Origin of the sequence: Sphingomonas sp. MMS24-J13, from assembly GCF_044905095.1 — a bacterium.
Lineage (GTDB): Bacteria > Pseudomonadota > Alphaproteobacteria > Sphingomonadales > Sphingomonadaceae > Sphingomonas_I.
This window is the reverse complement of record NZ_CP173258.1, coordinates 1,470,470-1,485,358: the sequence shown is the minus strand read 5'-3', so window position 1 is coordinate 1,485,358 and position 14,889 is coordinate 1,470,470. Positions and strand designations below refer to the sequence as shown.

Here is a 14,889-nt window from a genome sequence, read left to right as displayed (position 1 = left end):
GGAAAAATTAGAGAGCGGCTTTCAGATCTTCGGCGAGATCGGTGCGTTCCCACGGGAAGTAATCGCCCTCTGCGGTGCGGCCGAAGTGCCCGTAGGCGGCGGTCTTCTGGTAGATCGGCTTGTTGAGGCCGAGATGGGTGCGGATGCTGCGCGGGGTAAGCCCACCCAATTTGTCGATCTTCATGATCGCCGTTTCGATCGCATCGTCGCCGACCGTGCCGGTGCCGTGCGTATCGACATAGAGCGACAGCGGCTTGGACACGCCGATCGCATAAGCGAGCTGGATCGTGCAGCGCTTGGCGAGGCCGGCGGCGACGATGTTCTTGGCGAGGTAGCGGGCAATGTAAGCCGCCGAGCGATCGACCTTGGTCGGATCCTTCCCCGAGAAAGCGCCGCCGCCATGCGGAGCGGCACCGCCATAGGTGTCGACGATGATCTTGCGGCCGGTGAGGCCGGCGTCGCCGTCGGGACCGCCGATCTCGAAGCTGCCGGTCGGGTTGATGTGATACTCGGTCGCGTCGCTGAGCAGTTCGGCGGGCAGGATATCGGCCACGACCCGCTTCACATAAGCGTGAAGCTCGGCTTCCTTCTCGCCCTCGTCATAGCCCTTGCCATGCTGTGTCGAGACCACGATCGCGGTCGCCGCGACCGGCTTGCCGTTGTGGAAGCGCAAGGTCACCTGGCTCTTGGCGTCGGGCTCGAGGAACGGGGCGGCGCCCGAATGGCGATCGTCGGCCATGCGCTCGAGGATCTTGTGGCTGTAATAGAGGGTCGCCGGCATCAGGCCCGGCGTCTCGTCGCAGGCGAAGCCGAACATGATGCCCTGGTCGCCGGCGCCTTCGTCCTTATTGCCGCTGGCATCGACGCCCTGCGCGATATGCGCCGACTGGGCATGGAGGTTGTTCTCGAAGCGGAAGCTCTCCCAGTGGAAGCCTTCCTGCTCGTAGCCGATGCGCTTGACCGTTGCGCGCACCGCCGCCTCGATCTCGTCCTGGGCGCCGGCTGCCCAGGCGCCGTCCTCATACACGCCCTTGCAGCGGATCTCGCCGGCCAGAACGACCAGTTGCGTGGTCGTCAGCGTCTCGCATGCGATCCGCGCCTCGGGATCCTTGCCCAGGAACAGATCCACCACCGCATCCGAAATCTGGTCCGCGACCTTGTCGGGATGGCCTTCGGACACGGATTCAGACGTGAAGAGATAGTCAGATCGCATGGGTGACCTTTCTGGGAAATCGGGGGAGCCGGTAATGATGTGTGCGCGAACGATCAATGGTTTCGCGTGATCAGATAGCTTTCGTCGTTGAACCACAGCTCGCCATTCTTGCGCAGAACGGCTTTGGTTGCATCGAGATAGGCTGAATTGCTCATCGCTTTGGCGAGGCGTTCGTCGTCGATCTGCGCCACGTAGGTGGCGGCATTCCATGCGGCGAGCAAGGTTGAGGTGCCTATCGAGGCGCTCTCACTGTCGATCTCGTCGGGCAAGGTGTGCATCTCGTAGCGGAACAGAGCCTGGGCGTTGGGCAAGGGGTCGAAGCGAAAGGCCTCTGCCGCAGATCCCATCGCGGCACGCGTCGCTTCGATCAATGTGCGGCGTGAGGTTGTGAAGGGGTCTTCTTGCGGCCAGACCTTCTGAACGATCTCCAGCCCCGGATCATTACCGGCCGAATGGATGCCGAGCAGCCGTCCTCCGGGGCGCAGCGATCGTGCCAGCGGCGCCAGCACGCGCTTGGCCTTGAACTCGACCGGTGCCCGCAGGCGGAACGGCTGGCTGGCGAGGACGAGATCGAAATCGGCGGTCGGCGTGTCCTTGCGAGGAATGACCCGGTCGAGCAGGAAGCGGCAGTCCGCGCGATAGAGGATCAGCACGGTCGGCGTTTCCGGAATCATGCTCCCGGTCTTCTCGCTCACCTGCGTGCGCCAGTTTTCGGCGAGGAAGGGCTGCAAATCGAGGATCTGGCGCTCGAAATCGGCAGTGTTCGATCCTTCGAGCGCAACCTCCTTCCACACCATTCTTTTGGCGGCTTCCGGATTGGATGGGGTCAGCCAAGGCGCCTCGGCATAGGAGATGTTGGTGATCGCCAGCACCATTTCGGGATGCTCGAGGAAGCGATCGGGCATCTTGTCGAGCGCGAGACGCACGTCCTCGAGGCTGATCTCCTTGCCCGCAATATAGAAAGGAAAGCGTTCGAACTTGCGGTGGAGCGAGCGCAGTACCCGCGCCAGCACGGTGCCATCGCCGATGCCGGCATCGAAGAAGCGCACCGCGGGCGGCGCCGGCTGAAGCGCCTCGATCTCCTTGGCGACGCGCTCGGCGACGATCCATTTCTCCGAGCAGGTGTTGACGAACATCAGATATTTCTGACGATTGTCGTAGAAGCGGAAATTGGGCTCGGCCGGCGCTTCTTCGGCCGCCGAGGCCTGCGCGGGAACCGCCGCTTTCTTCGCTTCAGCTTCGCTCATGGCCGCCATGCTCGCCACCCAATCCTTCATACCCATATCGCTCTTCCGCGTTATGCGGCGGCGACGTTGGCGGGTTTGTCGGTCACGGCTGCGGCCGGGTAAACCACATAAGGTCCCACGGCATTTTGGTGGGACGCGGCCCAACCGGGCGGAAGCGTGGGATGATTTATACGGCAGCCAGGTCCGTTTATCGCCCTGACGAACGGCCGCGACACGCTACATGCCGTTGAGCACGACCAGCACGAGATCGATCGCCGCGGCGAAGATGCCCGCGAACAGAAGGGCCAATATGAACAAGGCGCGATCGGACAATGTGTGCAGCATCATTTCCCCCTATCGGGATGACGCCGCCGCGACAGGATTGCCCCACATCACAAATGCGGGGATTGCGGCCTAAATGGTGGGTTTGCCGCCTGCCTTGATCACGCTGCCGCCCTTCATGACGAAATCGACATGCTCCAGCACACGGACGTCCGCGAGCGGATCGGCGGTCACCGCGACCAGATCGGCATAGCGGCCCGGCTGGACGGTGCCGATATCCGTGCTGTCCCCGATCAGATCGGCGGCATTGCGCGTCGCGGTCTCGATCGCTTCCATCGGACTCAGGCCTGCGCCGACGAGTAGAGCGAATTCCTGCGCATTCTCGCCATGCGCCGAAAGCCCGAACGTATCGGTGCCGAACGCGATCTTGACGCCGGCGGCATGGGCATCGTGCAGATTTCTGCGCAGCAACGGCGCGATCACGAGCGCCTTGGCCGCGGTCGAGGGGTTGAGGTCCTCGGGATGCTTCATTGCGCGTTCGTAGACGCGCTCGCCCACCAGCATCGTCGGCACCAGATAGGTGCCGTGCGCCTTGAATGCCTTGTAGCTTTCGGCATCGGCATAGGAGCCATGCTCGATCGAATCGACGCCGAGCGCGATCGTGTGGTCGATCGCCGTCTTGCCATGCGCGTGCGCCGCGACCTTCATGCCGAGTGAATGGGCGGTGTCGATCACTGCCTTGATTTCGTCGTCCGCCATGAGCTGGAGCCGCGGATCGTCGCCGATCGACATGACTCCGCCCGACGGCATGATCTTGATCAGGTCGACGCCCTCGCGCCACATCCGCCGCACGGTCGCACGCGCCTGTTCGGGGCTGTCGATCAATGCATCGTGCCAATGCGGGAGCTCAGCCAGTTCGGGTAGCAAGCCATTGGCGGGATCGCCGTGACCGCCGCTCGGCCCCAGCGGATCGCCCGCCACCCACATGCGCGGACCCGGAATCGTACCCTCGACGATATCGCGCTTCAGCGCGACCACCGCCCCGGTCGTGTCGCCGACCGATCGCACCGTCGTGAAGCCCGCAAGCAACGTGTTGCGCGCATTGATCACGCCGTCGATGAGCTGCTGGTATGTACCGCGGGTCATCGCGTTCCGGATCGGATCGCCGGGGTGGAAGCTCTGGAGGATATGGACGTGCGTGTCGATCAGGCCGGGCAGCACCGTCTGGCCCGACAGATCGATCACTTCCGCTCCGGAGGGCGTGACGAAGCCGGACTGGATCGACGTGATCCGATCGTCATGGATCACGATCGTAACCTGTTTGCGCGCAGGCGCGCCGGTGCCGTCGATCAGGCGACCGGCATGGATCACCAGGTCCTTGGCCGGCGCCGCAGTCGCCGCCAGCATCAACACCAGAGCGGCGGTCAGCTTGGACCTGATCTTCATATCCTCCCCCTTTAACGCGAATGGACGCATCGGCCCGCGACATAGCTATGCGCCACAACCCGATCGTCGCCCAGCATCTGCAGCGCGAACAGCCGGTCGTGAAGCGACTGGCCGGCGGTTCGGCGCGCGAGCAGGGGCGTAGCGGCGCTGTCGAGCACGACGAAATCGGCCTCTTGCCCCGGCTGGAGCCCGCCGATCCGCTCGCCGAGCCCGAGCATCGCCGCGCCACCCGCGGTTGCGAGATAAAGCGCGCGGAACGGATCGAGCGCGCGTCCGCGCATCCGGCAGACCTTGTACGCCTCGCCGAGTGTCGAGAGGATCGAGAAGCTGGTGCCCGCGCCGACATCGGTGCCGATCCCGGTGCGGACGTGGTGGGCATCGGCCCGGGCGAGATCGAACAGCCCCGATCCCAGAAACAGGTTCGACGTCGGACAAAAGGCTATCCCTGCGCCGGCTTGGCCCATCCTCACCAGCGCATCGTCGTCAAGATGGACGCCATGGGCGAACACCGATCGCGGCCCGACCAGCCCGAAGCGCTCGTAGACCGCGAGATAATCGCTCTCATCGGTGAAGCGCTCGGCGACGGCAGCGATCTCGCCGAGATTTTCGGAAAGATGGGTGTGCAGCAACACGCCCGGATGCTCGGCCAGCAACGCCCCGGCATCGGCGAGCTGCGCGTCGGAGGAGGTGAGGGCGAAACGCGGCGTCACCGCATAGCCAAGCCGGCCCTTGCCATGCCAGCGCGCGATCAGATCCTCGGTATCGGCGCGCCCCTCGGCGACGCTGTCGCGCAGATCCTCAGGGCCGAGGTCCATCAATACCTTGCCGGCGATCAGGCGCATGTCCCGCGCCAGCGCCGCTTCGAACAGGGCATCGACCGAAGCGGCATGGACCGTCCCGAACACCAAAGCCGTCGTCGTGCCGTTGCGGAGCAGTTCGTCGAGGAAGAAAGCGGCGACCTCGTCGCAATGCGCTTTCTCGGCGAAGGCGGCTTCGGCCGGGAAGATATGGCGTTCGAGCCATTCGAGCAATTGCTCGCCATGTGCGGCGATGCGATCGGTCTGGGGGAAGTGAACGTGCGCGTCGACGAAGCCGGGGACGATCAACTTGCCTTTGTGGTCGACGATCTCGGCTTCGGCGAAACGGGCGGCGAGATCGTCCCACGCGCCAAATGCGAGGACGTGGCCGTCCTCAATCGCGAGCAGGCCATCGGGATGATGCAGGATGGCCGACGGGCCGGCTGTGGCCGGATCTTGTGGTACGCTCAGCAATTCGGCGCGGTGGCGGATGACGGTCATAGAGCGAGCAACTGCGCCATCGCGGCGATCGCTATCACCTCGGGCTCCTTGCCTTCGATCCCGGGCAGGCCGATCGGGCAGGTGAGGCGGGCGGTGTCGATGCGGTCCGCGGTCAGCCGCGAGAGGAAGCGCGCGCGCTTGGTGCGCGAACCGATCAGCCCGACGAAGCTTGCGCCCGAGCGCAAGGCCGCGGCCGTCAGGCGATAATCGAGCGCGTGGTCGTGGGTGAGGATCAGCACAGCCGTGGCTTCGCTTGCTTCGCCCGCGCAGGCAACCAGATCGTCCTCGCTGGCGAGAACCACCCCGGGCTGCTCACCTGCTTCGGGGCGGCTGTCATACCAGGCGAGCTGGAACGGCAGGCCCGGCATGACCCGCGCGATCGCCCGGCCGACATGGCCCGCGCCGAACATGGTGAGACGGCGGCGCGGACGATCGAGCGGCTCGACAAAGCTGTCGCCGCTCTTGAGCAACGGGCCGCGCGCAGCGATGGTGCCGGGTCCGGCGGAGGCAGGCGCCCAATGTGGCGGGCGGATCGCGGCGCTCGGCGGGGCAGGGGCGCGATCGATGTGGTCGTCCTGAAGCCGCGCTTCGACCGGATCGCCTTTGTCGATCGCGTCGAGCCAGTTGGCTTCGCCGAGACGTTCGATCAGCAGGCGCACGCGGCCGCCGCAGCATTGGCCAAGCAAGGGGCCTAACGGGTAATCCTGCACGCGCCAGGATCCGGCCGGATGATCGAGGATGGCGCGGCCCTGCTCGATCGCGCGATGCTCGAGCGCGCCGCCGCCGATTGTGCCGTCGAAACGCTCGCGCGTGACGAGCATGCGCGTGCCCGGCCCGCGCGGGGCCGATCCCTCGGTTGCCAGGATCGTCACGAGCGCAGCCGGTCCGACAGCGAGAGCCGCGCGCGCGGCTGCTGCCCACTCAGCCATCGCGGCGTTTCAGTTCAGCGAGCGCGGCGAGGATCCGCTCGGGCGTGGCGGGGGCATCGAGCTTGGGCAGACCCTTGCCCGGCGCGGCAGCGGCCACCGCTTCGGTCAGCGCCGAGAAGACGGATATGGCGAGCATGAAGGGTGGCTCGCCGACCGCCTTCGAACGGTGGATCGTCGGCTCGACATTGCGGCCGCGCTCCCAAATGCGAATGTCCATCCGCTTGGGCCGATCGGACGCGGTCGGGATCTTGTACGTCGATGGCGCGTGGGTCAGCAGCCGGCCGCGATCGTCATAGACCAGCTCCTCGGTCGTCAGCCAACCCATGCCCTGGATGAAGCCACCCTCGATCTGGCCGAGATCGATCGCCGGGTTGAGCGAGCGCCCGACATCGTGAAGGATATCGACCGCCAGCACCTTGTGCTCGCCGGTCAGCGTATCGATGACGACCTCTGCCAGCGCCGCACCATAGGCGAAATAGAGGAAGGGCCGGCCGCGATGGTTGGCGCGATCGTAATCGATCTTCGGCGTCGCGTAATACCCCGTCGAAGACAGGGAGATACGGCCCATATGCGCCATCCGGCAGAATGCCGCGAAAGGGACCAATTCGTCGCCTGCGACCACCCCGTCGCGGGTGAAGCGAACCTCGCCTTCGGAGCAGCCGAATTTGGCGGCAGCCAAGGCGACGAGCCGCTGGCGGATCGCGCTCGCGGCGTTGAACGCGGCCATACCATTGAGGTCGGCGCCAGACGAGGCGGCGGTGGCCGAGGTGTTGGGCACCTTGTCGGTCCGGGTCGAGGTCACCCTCACCTTGTCGATCGGCACGGCGAAGACGTCGGCAACGACCTGCGCCACTTTCACCATCAGCCCCTGACCCATCTCAGTCCCGCCATGGTTGAGCTGGATCGATCCGTCCGAATAGACGTGGACCAGGGCACCCGCCTGATTGAGGTGGGTGGTGGTGAAGCTGATGCCGAATTTGACCGGCGTCAGCGCGAGCCCCTTCTTGAGGATGGTGTGGCTGGCATTGAATGCCGCCACCGCCGCACGCCGCCCGGCATAACCGGCGCGTTCGGCCAGTTCGGAGATGACGGCGGGCGCGACATTGTCCTCGACCGTCATATGGTAGGGCGTGATGTCGCGCCCCGGCCCGTAAAGATTGATCTGCCGGACCGCGAGCGGATCGAGCCCTAGCTTCGCGGCGATCGCGTCCATCACCCGTTCGATTGCGATCATCCCCTGCGGGCCACCGAAGCCGCGGAAGGCGGTATTGGAAACCGTGTGCGTTCTCAGGCGCTTGCTGACAATTTCTGCCGCGGGAAGATAATAGCAATTGTCGGCATGGAACATCGCCCGATCGCAGATTGCCGGTGACAGATCGAAGGTCGCGCCACAACGCGCGGCGAGATCGAAGCGGATTGCCGCTATCCGTCCCTCGTCATCGAAGCCGACATCATAGGCCGCCGTGAAATCATGACGCTTGCCGGTCATCGCCATATCGGCGTCGCGATCGAGCCGCATCTTCGCCGGTCGGCCGGTCTTGGCCGCGACCAGCGCGCAGGCCGCCGCCGACGAGGCCGCCTGCGTCTCCTTGCCCCCGAACGCGCCACCCATGCGCCGTACCTCGATCGTCACATGGGCATGGTCGACCCCGAGTAGATTGGCGATGAGATGCTGGCCCTCGCTCGGATGCTGGGTCGAGGACAGGACGTGGACCTGCCCATCCTCGCCCGGCGTCGCCATCGCGACCTGGCCCTCAAGATAGAAATGCTCTTGCCCGCCGATTTCGAGCATGCCGGTCAGCCGATGCGGGGCGGCCGCGAGCCCGGCGGCGGCATCGCCGCGCGCCATGCGCTGGGTGGGCTCGATCAGTTCGTCGGCGGCCTCGGCGTCAGCGATGCTGACCAGCGCCGGCAGCGGCTCGAGATCGAACACCGCCTTGCGCGCGGCACGGCGGGCGGCTTCGACATCGGTGGCCGCGACGAGGAATACTGCCTGGCCGGGAAACAGGATCTCATCGGTCGCGAGCAAAGGCTCGTCATGGACGACCGGGCCGACATTATTCTCGCCTGGAATATCCGCCGCCGTGAACACGGCAACGACGCCGGGTGCGGCACGAACGGCCGTAAGATCAACGCCTTTCAGCTTGGCGCGACCATCGGGCGCGAGCCCGAAGGCGAGGTGGAGCAGGCCCGGCGGCTCGGGCGTGTCGTCGATATAGACGGCACGGCCCGAAACATGGCCAACTGCGCTGTCATGCGGCATCGAGGAATGGACCGCGCTCGGCGGGCGGAGATCGGCCTCAGCCATCGGCCAGTTCCAATACGCTGACGGCTTCGCCCGATTGCTCGATCCACAGTCGGCGCATCAGATTGGCCGCAACAGTGACCCGGTAAGCTGCCGATCCGCGCAGATCGTTGAGCGGCGCATAATCGCGGCTGAGCGCTTCGGCTGCTGCCTCGGCAGTCGCTTCGTTCCATGGCTGGCCAATGAGAGCGGCTTCCGCCAGCGGAGCACGAGCAGGGACGCCAGCCATGCCACCGAACGCGATCCGCGCCTCGGTGACGATATCGTTCTCGATCCGCAGCAGGAACGCCCCACAAACTGCTGAAATATCGCTGTCGAACCGCTTCGACAGCTTGGTGATGCGGATCAACGTGTCGTGTGCGGGGCGGGGAATATGAAGGCTCTCGACGAACTCGCCGGGCTGGCGATCCTGCACGCCGTAGCGGATGAAATAGCTTTCGAGCGGCACGGTTCGGCGCGCATCGCCCCGGCGCAACGTGACGGTCGCGCCGAGCGCGATCAGCGCCGGTGGCATGTCGCCGATCGGCGAACCGTTAGCGATATTGCCGCCGATCGTCCCGGCATTGCGCACTTGCAACCCGGCAATCCGGCGTACCAGTTCGCCGAGATCGGGATGGAGGCGCGTGAGCGCATCGCGCGCCTCCGAATAGCGCACGACGGCGCCGATCGTCAGTCCGTCATCAGTTTCAATGATTTGCTTGAGGTTGCTGACATCGGAGATGAAGACCATCGTCCCGAGATCACGATGCTGCTTGGTCACCCACAGCCCAACATCGGTCGCGCCCGCGACGATCCGTGCGTTCGGATGATCGAGCAGCAGCGCAGCCAGTTCGTCGGCGGTTTTCGGCGCGAACCAGTTTTTGCCGCTGCCATCGCGCCGTAACGCCTTCAGGGCGGTGACGATCTCGCCGTCGTCAGGCACCGTCGGCGATACCGCCTCGCCCGAAGCGAGTATCTGGCCATAGCCGGTGCAACGGCATAGATTGCCGCCGATCACGTCGGCCACAGGCGTCCTCTCCGTCCCGAGCGCGCCGATGCTGCGGCCATAGAGCGACATGATGAAGCCCGGCGTGCAGAAGCCGCATTGGGAGCCGTGTCGCGCCACCATCTCCTGCTGGATCGGATGGAGCGCGCCGTCCCGCGACAGGCTCTCGACCGTCATCAGCGCCTTGCCGTCGAGCATCGGCGTGAACAGGATGCAGCTATTGACCGCGCGCCATGCCACGCGATCGCCGTCGAGTTCGCCCAGGAGGACAGTGCAGGCGCCGCAATCGCCCTCGGCGCACCCTTCCTTGGTGCCGGTGCGGCGCAGCTTGTAGCGGATCAGATCGAGCGCGGTCGCCTGGCCGTCGGCCGCGTCGATCTCGATCACCTCGCCGTCGAGCAGGAAGCGGACCATCTCAGCTCCCCCGGTAGGTCGAGTAAGCGTAGGGCGAGACGAGCAGCGGCACGTGATAGTGGCTGCCGGGATCGGCCACCCCGAAATCGATCGCGACGACATCGAGGAAGGGCGGTTCGGGCAAAGGAACACCGGCGCCGCGGAAATAGTCCGCTACCGCGAATTCGAGCCGATAGCGTGCCGGCGCGAGTTTATCCTCGCCGAGCAGGCCGGGGCAGCGCCCGTCCTGATTGGTCTCGCCGGTGAAGATCAACCGACCCTCGCAGAACAGGCGGATGATCAGCCCCGCCGCCGGACGGCCGTGCGCCGTGTCGAGCACATGGGTGGTGAGCCCGCTCATGCCGCTGCCTCGCGTACAGGCGGCCATTCGGAGACGAATTCGACCTCGTCATAAGCATAGTAATCGGCGAGCATCGTTTGGCCGTCGTCGAGGAAGAGCTGGTCCGCGACGCCCGCGACCAGCCGCGGCAGTGCATGCTTGAGCCCCGACAAAGCCGATGCCGACAGGCCAAGGCTGATCAACGCGGAATAATTGAACGCGAACAGTCCATGGAGCAGCGCCGCATCGGCAGGCTCGCGCGCCAGATATTGGAAGGCGTTGCCGAGATAGGGGTGCGCATTCAGCACCGCATTGGTCAACGCGGCCGGCGGCGCATAACGATCCCACCAGCGCGCAATCTTGTCCGCCACGCCGGCCAGCTCGGGGCGCAGTGCCGGATCGGTGATCAGCCCGGTCGAGAGGACGAGAAAGTCATAGTCGAACGCGCCTTTCGGCGTCGTGATGCGGACGGCGCCGTCGACCTCTTCGACCCTCTCCCATGGGCTGCCGGCGTGGAGCGCGAAGCCCTCGAACGCGGCGGCACGATCGAACATATCGCTGGTGGGCGGCTGATTGTGGACGAAGAAGCTCGCCATCACCGCATATTTGGTGGCGTCGTCGAGCGCGGGATAGCGCGGCATCAACGCCACCCGCTCCATGAAGCGGATCGGGTTGATGCGGGGCAGTTCGGGCCGGCGGATGAAGACATGCGCCTGGGCGACGCCCGCATCGAGTGCGGTCGCGGCATTGTCGAACGCCGAGGCGCCACCGCCGAGGATGGCGATGCGCTTGCCCTGCATCGCTTCGTAGTCGACGAATTCCGAAGTATGCGCATAGCGGCTGGCGGGCAAAGCGCGCTTGACGAAGCCCGGCACATGCCATTCGCCCCCGCCCTGGATGCCGGTGGCGAGGATCACCTTGCGGGCTAGCAATGTGTCACCGTCTTGTAGGTGAAGCTTGTGCAGCTGTTGATCGGGCAACGGCTCGAGCAGCGCGAGCTTCGTATCGTTGCGCACCGGCAGCGCCAGCACGCGCCGGTACCAGCGCAGATAGGCCATCCAATCCTGCCGCGGAATCTTGCCGATCGCGGCCCAGCCTTCCGCGCCATGCTGAGCCTCCCACCAACTGCGGAAGGTGAGCGAGGGCATGCCGAAATCGATGCCGGTGAGCTCCTTGGGCGTGCGGAGCGTGCGCATCCGCGCATAGGTCTCCCACGGCCCCTCATAGCCTTCGCGGCTCTCGTCGATAACCAGAATATTAGAGATACGCTCGCGCTTCAGGCCGAAAGCGGCACCGAGCCCGCTTTGGCCGCCGCCTACTACGACGACATCATAGACGTGGCCGTCGGAATGGCTGTGCGGTTTGAGCCAATCGGGCGCCCCGAAGTTCAACGTGGCGAGGTCATGCGCGACCCGCGCTTCGAGCTCAGTCAGGCTCATGCCATCGCCTCCAGTCGCAGTCGCACGATCTCGCCGATCTCGTGCAGCGCGGTCGCCAGTTCGGTTTCACGATCATTGGCAAGACGGCCTTCCATGGCGTTGATTATGCCGGCTTTGTTGGTCTTGCGCACGCAGATGATGAAGGGGAAGCCGAACCGCTCGCGGTAGGCCTTGTTGAGCGCGTGGAAGCGATCATATTCGTCCTGCGTCAGCCGATCGAGCCCGGCCGAAGCCTGCTCGGCCGTAGAGGCGTCGGTCAAAGTCTTGTCGATTGCCGCCTTCCCGGCGAGCTCGGGGTGGGCGCGTATCAGCGCGAGTTGTTCGTCCGGCGTTGCGTCGACGACGACCGCGACCAGCCCGGCATAGAGATCGTCGAACGGCTGGCGATCGGCTGCGCGCTCGACCACCCATGGGCTATGTTCGAACAATTCGCCGTAGCGGGCGATGAAGTCAGCGCGCGTCACGAGGAACTGCCTTCGATCGAAACGTGCGCGGAAACCACCTTCCATCCATCGGGAAAGCGCACCCAGGTCTGGCTTTGCCGCCCACGCCGGTCCGAGCCGTCGCGGAAGAATTCGACGTTGGCTGTGGCGAGATCGGGCCCATAGGTGGCGATGGCGAGCCGGCCGAGCCGGCGCTGGGGCGAACCGCCGCGACCCCTGCGGAATTCGCGTATCTCGTCGGCGCCGTACAGCACCTCGCCGACGCCGTACCGCACTGTGGTCGGCGCATCATGAAACAAGGCGTCCATCGCGGGGACGTCGTCGCTCATCAGTGCGCGTTCGTACTCGTAGAAGGCCTGCTCGACTTCGGCCACGGTATCGGGATCGTTGATCATCATGCCGGATGGGTCTCCAGCCAGTGGCGCGCGATGTCGATCCGGCGCGCGATCCAGGCATCCCCGCTGGCGATGACATGATCGAGGAATTGCGCGACCGCGATGCTGCGCCCGGCCTTGCCGGCGACGCGGGCATGGAGGCCGATCGACATCATCTTGCCGCCCTCTTCGCGCAGTTGCTCGAACGTATCGACGAGATAGCGGAAGAACTGCGTGCCATCGGTGAAGCCATTGAGCGCAACGAACTTCATGTCGTTGACGTCGAGCGTATAGGGCACGATCAGCTGCGGCCGGCCGTGCTGGCGATCGTAATAAGGCAGATCGTCGGCATAGCTGTCGGCATCGTAGACGAAACCGCCTTCCTCGGCGACGAGCCGCGCGGTGTTGGGTGAGGTGCGGCCCTGATACCAGCCGCGCGGGCGCGATCCGGTCAGCCTGGTGTGCAGCGCGATAGCCTCGGCGATATGCTCGCGTTCCACGTCTTCGGGCACATATTGATAATCAATCCAGCGATAGCCGTGCGAAGCGATCTCCCAATCGGCCTTGAGCATCGCCTGCACCGCCTGCGGGTTCATCTCCATCGCCTTGGCGACGCCGAACACGGTCACCGGCACCTGGCGTGAGGCGAACAGGCGGAACAGCCGCCAGAAACCGGCGCGGCTGCCATATTCGTAGAGGCTCTCCATCGCCATCGCCCGCGCGGGATGCTTCCCGGCGCCGACCATCTCGGACAGAAAGGTCTCGGAGCCCTCGTCGCCATTCAGGACATTGTTTTCGGCCCCTTCCTCGTAGTTGATCACGAACTGGACGGCTATCCGCGCGCCGTTTGGCCATTTCGGATCGGGTGGGGTGGGGCCGTAGCCGACAAGGTCTCTCATCGTGAAAAAACTCCGTCGCCCCTGCGAAGGCAGGGGCCCATGTCTATCGAGCCGAGAGACACCTTGGGCAGTGAGAGAGATGGGCCCCTGCCTCCGCAGGGGCGACGGTGGTGGTTCATTCGTTCCATGCCTTTAGCGCTGCTTCAACTCCGGCCCCCGGCTGAACCGCGAAGCCCTCCGCCCACAGGCACGCTTCGAGCGCGCCGAGCGTGATCAGCACCTTATGCTTCATTGCGTTGTAGCCCATCGCCCCGATCCGCCAGACCTTGCCGGCAAGCGGGCCGAAGGCGGTGCCGATCTCGATCTCGAAATCCTCGCGCATGCGCCGGCGGATCGCCTCGCCATCCACACCCGAGGGGATGTGAAGCGCGGTGACGTTGGTCATGCGATGCGCATCGTCGCCGAAGACGGTCAGCCCCATCGCCTTGACGCCCGCAACCACCGCGCGCCCGGCGGCCGCATGCCGCGCATAGCGCGCCTCCAGCCCCTCGCTAAGCGCCACACGGGCGCATTCGCGCGCGCCGTACAGCATCGTCGTCGCCTCGGTATGGTGATTTAGCCGCTTCTCGGACCAATAATCCATCACCATAGCCAGATCGAAATAGTTCGACCGGATGCGCGGGCCGTTGGAATTGACGATATCGTCGCGTGCAATCCCGCGCTCGACATGGCGGCGCGAGAAGATGTGCTCGGCCGCGCGATCCGAAATCGTGATCGGCGACGAGCCCGCCGGCCCGCCGAGGCATTTCTGCAGGCCGCCCGTGATCACATCGACGCCCCAGCGATCGGCGGCGATCTCCATGCCGCCGATCGTCGCGGTGGCATCGACGTAAGACAGCACGCCCGCCGCGCGGCAGAGCGCGCCGAGCCCGTCGAGCGGCTGCGCCATCGTCGTAGAGGTGTCGCCATGAACGCACGCGACCACCTTCGGCCCGGTCCGTTCGATCGCGGCGGCGATCATGTCGAGCGGCACGACCTCGCCCCACGACACCGACAGCATCTCGATCTCGGCGCCGATCCGTTCGCCGATCTCGCGCAGCAGCAGCCCGAAACGGCCGAAGTCGATCACCAGCATGCGATCGCCCGGCTGGACCAGGCTGACCAGCGCCGCCTCGATCCCCGCGCGCGCGGTGCCGTCGATCAGCATCGTCCAGCGATTGTCCGTGCCGAAGATCGGCCGGTAGAGCGCCATGACCTGCTCCATATAGCCGGTCATCTCAGGATCGAACTGCCCGAGCATGTCGGCCGACATGGCGCGCAGCACGCGCGGATGCGCGTTGACCGGGCCGGGGCCCATCAGCAGCCGCTGGGGCGGAT

The 14,889-nt window shown here is 65.4% G+C and carries 13 protein-coding genes; all 13 read right to left on the bottom strand.

The window, feature by feature from the left end:
• Window positions 1–7: 7 nt before the first annotated feature.
• A complete protein-coding gene (gene metK / locus AB4Z44_RS07000; protein ID WP_404713339.1) occupies window positions 8–1,213 on the bottom strand; it encodes a methionine adenosyltransferase in 1,206 nt (401 codons plus the stop codon).
• Between the two features lie 53 nt (window positions 1,214–1,266).
• Complete coding sequence (locus tag AB4Z44_RS06995; RefSeq protein WP_404713338.1) at window positions 1,267–2,496, bottom strand: hypothetical protein; 1,230 nt, start codon at window positions 2,494–2,496, stop codon at window positions 1,267–1,269.
• 357 nt (window positions 2,497–2,853) lie between these two features.
• Window positions 2,854–4,167, bottom strand: a complete 1,314-nt coding sequence (locus AB4Z44_RS06990; protein WP_404713337.1) for an amidohydrolase family protein — start codon at window positions 4,165–4,167, stop codon at window positions 2,854–2,856.
• An 11-nt stretch (window positions 4,168–4,178) separates the two neighbouring features.
• On the bottom strand, window positions 4,179–5,465 hold the full coding sequence (gene guaD, locus AB4Z44_RS06985; RefSeq protein ID WP_404713336.1) for a guanine deaminase: 1,287 nt from the start codon (window positions 5,463–5,465) through the stop codon (window positions 4,179–4,181).
• Complete coding sequence (gene xdhC / locus AB4Z44_RS06980) at window positions 5,462–6,394, bottom strand: xanthine dehydrogenase accessory protein XdhC (protein ID WP_404713335.1); 933 nt, start codon at window positions 6,392–6,394, stop codon at window positions 5,462–5,464. Before xdhC ends, guaD begins: the two co-directional genes overlap by 4 nt.
• Window positions 6,387–8,702, bottom strand: coding sequence for a xanthine dehydrogenase molybdopterin binding subunit (gene xdhB / locus AB4Z44_RS06975; RefSeq protein WP_404713334.1), 2,316 nt, complete (start codon window positions 8,700–8,702; stop codon window positions 6,387–6,389). Before xdhB ends, xdhC begins: the two co-directional genes overlap by 8 nt.
• Window positions 8,695–10,098 carry a xanthine dehydrogenase small subunit gene (gene xdhA / locus AB4Z44_RS06970; protein ID WP_404713333.1) on the bottom strand — a complete coding sequence of 468 codons (1,404 nt, stop codon included), beginning with the start codon at window positions 10,096–10,098 and terminating at the stop codon, window positions 8,695–8,697. The genes xdhB and xdhA overlap by 8 nt, the downstream gene beginning before the upstream one ends.
• 1 nt (window position 10,099) lies before the next feature.
• Window positions 10,100–10,438: a hydroxyisourate hydrolase gene (uraH, locus tag AB4Z44_RS06965; protein ID WP_404713332.1), complete on the bottom strand. Its 339-nt coding sequence runs from the start codon at window positions 10,436–10,438 to the stop codon at window positions 10,100–10,102.
• The gene (locus AB4Z44_RS06960) at window positions 10,435–11,856 is read right to left on the bottom strand and encodes an NAD(P)-binding domain-containing protein (RefSeq protein ID WP_404713331.1); all 1,422 of its coding nucleotides are present in this window, start codon (window positions 11,854–11,856) and stop codon (window positions 10,435–10,437) included. The genes uraH and AB4Z44_RS06960 overlap by 4 nt, the downstream gene beginning before the upstream one ends.
• Window positions 11,853–12,320, bottom strand: a complete 468-nt coding sequence (uraD, locus tag AB4Z44_RS06955; RefSeq protein WP_404713330.1) for a 2-oxo-4-hydroxy-4-carboxy-5-ureidoimidazoline decarboxylase — start codon at window positions 12,318–12,320, stop codon at window positions 11,853–11,855. Before uraD ends, AB4Z44_RS06960 begins: the two co-directional genes overlap by 4 nt.
• The gene (gene hpxZ / locus AB4Z44_RS06950) at window positions 12,317–12,697 is read right to left on the bottom strand and encodes an oxalurate catabolism protein HpxZ (protein ID WP_404713329.1); all 381 of its coding nucleotides are present in this window, start codon (window positions 12,695–12,697) and stop codon (window positions 12,317–12,319) included. Before hpxZ ends, uraD begins: the two co-directional genes overlap by 4 nt.
• The gene (gene puuE, locus AB4Z44_RS06945; protein ID WP_404713328.1) at window positions 12,694–13,572 is read right to left on the bottom strand and encodes an allantoinase PuuE; all 879 of its coding nucleotides are present in this window, start codon (window positions 13,570–13,572) and stop codon (window positions 12,694–12,696) included. The genes hpxZ and puuE overlap by 4 nt, the downstream gene beginning before the upstream one ends.
• Before the next feature lie 115 nt (window positions 13,573–13,687).
• Entirely contained in the window at window positions 13,688–14,869 is a 1,182-nt protein-coding gene (locus AB4Z44_RS06940) for a pyridoxal-phosphate-dependent aminotransferase family protein (RefSeq protein ID WP_404714370.1), read from the bottom strand.
• Between the last annotated feature and the right edge of the window lie 20 nt (window positions 14,870–14,889).

Bases quoted from the DNA above. Each gene is read 5' to 3' on its own strand.
- metK (WP_404713339.1), bottom strand. From the start codon at position 1,213: ATGCGATCTGACTATCTCTTCACGTCTGAATCCGTGTCCGAAGGCCAT.
- AB4Z44_RS06995 (WP_404713338.1), bottom strand. From the start codon at position 2,496: ATGGGTATGAAGGATTGGGTGGCGAGCATGGCGGCCATGAGCGAAGCT.
- AB4Z44_RS06990 (WP_404713337.1), bottom strand. From the start codon at position 4,167: ATGAAGATCAGGTCCAAGCTGACCGCCGCTCTGGTGTTGATGCTGGCG.
- guaD (WP_404713336.1), bottom strand. From the start codon at position 5,465: ATGACCGTCATCCGCCACCGCGCCGAATTGCTGAGCGTACCACAAGAT.
- xdhC (WP_404713335.1), bottom strand. From the start codon at position 6,394: ATGGCTGAGTGGGCAGCAGCCGCGCGCGCGGCTCTCGCTGTCGGACCG.
- xdhB (WP_404713334.1), bottom strand. From the start codon at position 8,702: ATGGCTGAGGCCGATCTCCGCCCGCCGAGCGCGGTCCATTCCTCGATG.
- xdhA (WP_404713333.1), bottom strand. From the start codon at position 10,098: ATGGTCCGCTTCCTGCTCGACGGCGAGGTGATCGAGATCGACGCGGCC.
- uraH (WP_404713332.1), bottom strand. From the start codon at position 10,438: ATGAGCGGGCTCACCACCCATGTGCTCGACACGGCGCACGGCCGTCCG.
- AB4Z44_RS06960 (WP_404713331.1), bottom strand. From the start codon at position 11,856: ATGAGCCTGACTGAGCTCGAAGCGCGGGTCGCGCATGACCTCGCCACG.
- hpxZ (WP_404713329.1), bottom strand. From the start codon at position 12,697: ATGATGATCAACGATCCCGATACCGTGGCCGAAGTCGAGCAGGCCTTC.
- puuE (WP_404713328.1), bottom strand. From the start codon at position 13,572: ATGAGAGACCTTGTCGGCTACGGCCCCACCCCACCCGATCCGAAATGG.
- AB4Z44_RS06940 (WP_404714370.1), bottom strand. From the start codon at position 14,869: ATGGGCCCCGGCCCGGTCAACGCGCATCCGCGCGTGCTGCGCGCCATG.